General features: G+C 71.9%; 1 protein-coding gene. It reads right to left on the bottom strand.

Features of this window, described 5'->3' with window-relative positions:
- Window positions 1–2,609: DEAD/DEAH box helicase (locus tag ESO86_RS15120; protein WP_129235721.1), on the bottom strand; the 2,609-nt coding region annotated here is incomplete at its 3' end.
- Between the last annotated feature and the right edge of the window lie 84 nt (window positions 2,610–2,693).

The following is a 2,693-nucleotide window of genomic DNA, read 5'->3' as shown; positions in this document are numbered from 1 at the left end:
CGGACGACCTCCGCGATCCGCACGACCGCAGTGCCCTCCTCGGCGGACGTGCGGACGACCTCCGCGATCCGCACGACCGCAGTGCCCTCCTCGGCGGACGCCTCGAGGTCGACCTCGCCGCGGATCCGCCAGTCGTGGTGGCCCGCGGGGTCGTCGATCACCTGCTCGACGCGCCAGGTGCCGGCCGCGGCATCCGTGTCGTCGATCGTGACCAGCCGCGGCGAGCGCGCGGGCCCGCCCGTGAGGATGCCGTCGTGCTCGTCGTAGTACCGGTCGAGCGCGTCCGGCCAGTCGACGTCGGGGTCGAGCTCGGCGAGTTCGTCGTCGCGCTGCAGCGCCGCGAGCTGCACGCGGCGGAACAGCTCGTTGCGCACGAGCACCGTGAACGCGCGGCGGTTGGTGACGACCGACGGCGGCGCGGGCGGCACGACCGGCGCCTCGTCCTCGGGCAGGTGCGCGGTCGGGTCGACCAGTTCGGACCACTCGTCGACGAGGCTGGAGTCGACCTGGCGGACGAGCTCGCCGAGCCACTCGATGAGGTCGAGCAGCTCCTCGTCCTTGTGCTCGTCGGGCACGGTCTGCCGGATCGCGCGGAACGCGTCGGAGAGGTAGCGCAGCACGAGCCCCTCGCTGCGCTGCAGCTGGTAGTGCGAGACGTACTCGCCGAACGACATGCTCCGCTCGAACATGTCGCGCACGACGGACTTCGGGCTGAGCTCGAAGTCGCGCACCCACGGCTGGCTCGAGGCGAACACCTCGAACGCGTGGGCGAGCAGTTCGTCGAGCGGCTTCGGCCAGGTGACCTCCTCGAGCAGCGCCATCCGCTCGTCGTACTCGATGCCGTCGGCCTTCATCGCGGCGACCGCCTCGCCGCGCGCCTTGTACTGCTGCTGCGAGAGGATCGGGCGCGGGTCGTCGAGGGTCGACTCGATGATCGAGACCACGTCGAGCGAGTAGTGGCCGGTGCCCTGCTCGCTCGTGGTCGGGTCGAGCAGCTCGATCGCGGCGAGCGCGAAGGGCGACAGCGGCTGGTTCAGCGCGAAGTTCGGCTGCAGGTCGACCGTGAGCCGCAGGTCGACGCCGAACGTCCGCCCGGCCTCGATGGCGGGGACGATGTGCACGACCTCCGCGTCGCGGAGCGTGCGCAGGATGCCGAGCGCGCGACGCGCGAGCTCGAACTGCCGCGCGCGCGGCTCGTGGTTGTCGAAGACGAGCGAGCGGATGGCGCCGGCCACGTCGCCGCCGCGGCCGATCACGTTGATCAGCATCGCCGCGCTGAGCGACAGCTGCGGCACGAGCGGCTCGGGCTCCGCGTCGACGAGGCGCTCGAACGAACCCTCGCCCCAGGTGACGAACCCCGCCTGCGGCTTCTTGCGGACGATCTTCTTCAGCTTCTTCGGGTCGTCTCCCGCCTTGCGGATCGCGGTCTCGTTCTCGATCTCGTGGTCGGGAGCGAGCACGACGACGGTGCCGGCGGTGTCGTAGCCGGCGCGGCCCGCCCGCCCCGCGACCTGGTGGAACTCGCGCGCCGAGAGCTGCCGCATCCGCTGCCCGTCGTACTTCGACAGCGCGGTGATGAGCACCGAGCGGATCGGCACGTTGATGCCGACGCCGAGGGTGTCGGTGCCGCAGATCACGCGCAGCAGGCCGCGCTGGGCGAGCGTCTCGACGAGGCGCCGGTAGCGCGGCAGCATGCCCGCGTGGTGCACGCCGATGCCGGCCCGCACCAGGCGCGACAGGATCTTGCCGAACCCGGTCGTGAAGCGGAACCCACCGATCGCTTCGGCGATCTCGTCGCGCTGCTCGCGCGTGACGACCCGGATCGACGAGAGCGCCTGCGCGCGTTCCATCGCGGCGGCCTGCGAGAAGTGCACGATGTACACCGGCGCCTGCCTCGTCTCGAGGAGCTCCTCGACGGTCTCCTGCACGGGCGTCTTCGCGTACGAGAAGTGCAGCGGCACGGGTCGCTCGACGCCCGTCACGCGCGCGGTGTCGCGGCCGGTGCGGCGCGAGAGGTCGTCGGCGATCGCGGTCACGTCGCCGAGCGTCGCCGACATGAGCACGAACTGCGCATGGGGCAGCGTGATGAGCGGCACCTGCCACGCCCATCCGCGGTCGGGGTCGCCGTAGTAGTGGAACTCGTCCATCACGACCTGGTCGACCGCGGCATCCGCCCCCTGGCGGAGCGCGAGGTTCGCGAGGATCTCGGCCGTGCAGCAGATGATCGGCGCCTCGGCGTTGACCGAGCTGTCGCCGGTGACCATGCCGACGTTCGCGGCGCCGAAGATGTCGACGAGCTGGAAGAACTTCTCGCTCACGAGCGCCTTGATCGGCGCGGTGTAGTACGTGCGGCCCCACGGCCGGCCCGCATCGCGGTCAGCGGCGGTGCGGGCGACGGATGCCGCGTGCGCCGCCACGGCGACGAGCGACTTGCCCGTGCCCGTGGGCGTCGAGAGGATCACGTTCGCACCCGAGACGAGCTCGATGACGGCCTCGTCCTGCGCGGGGTAGAGCGAGAAGCCGCGGCCCTCGGCCCAGTCGACGAACGCGTCGTACATCGCGTCGGCGTCGTACGGGCGCGGGGCGGCGTCGAGCAGGGTGGCGGTCATCCGTCCGAGTCTGCCGCATCGCCGCCCGGCGCGCTCGCACGGGCGCCGGCCGCGGAGCCGCCCGAGAAGGGGGGAGCCGGCCTG

This window comes from Agromyces binzhouensis, assembly GCF_004135055.1.
Classification (GTDB): Bacteria; Actinomycetota; Actinomycetes; order Actinomycetales; family Microbacteriaceae; genus Agromyces; species Agromyces binzhouensis.
This window is presented reverse-complemented; position numbering and strand designations above follow the sequence as displayed.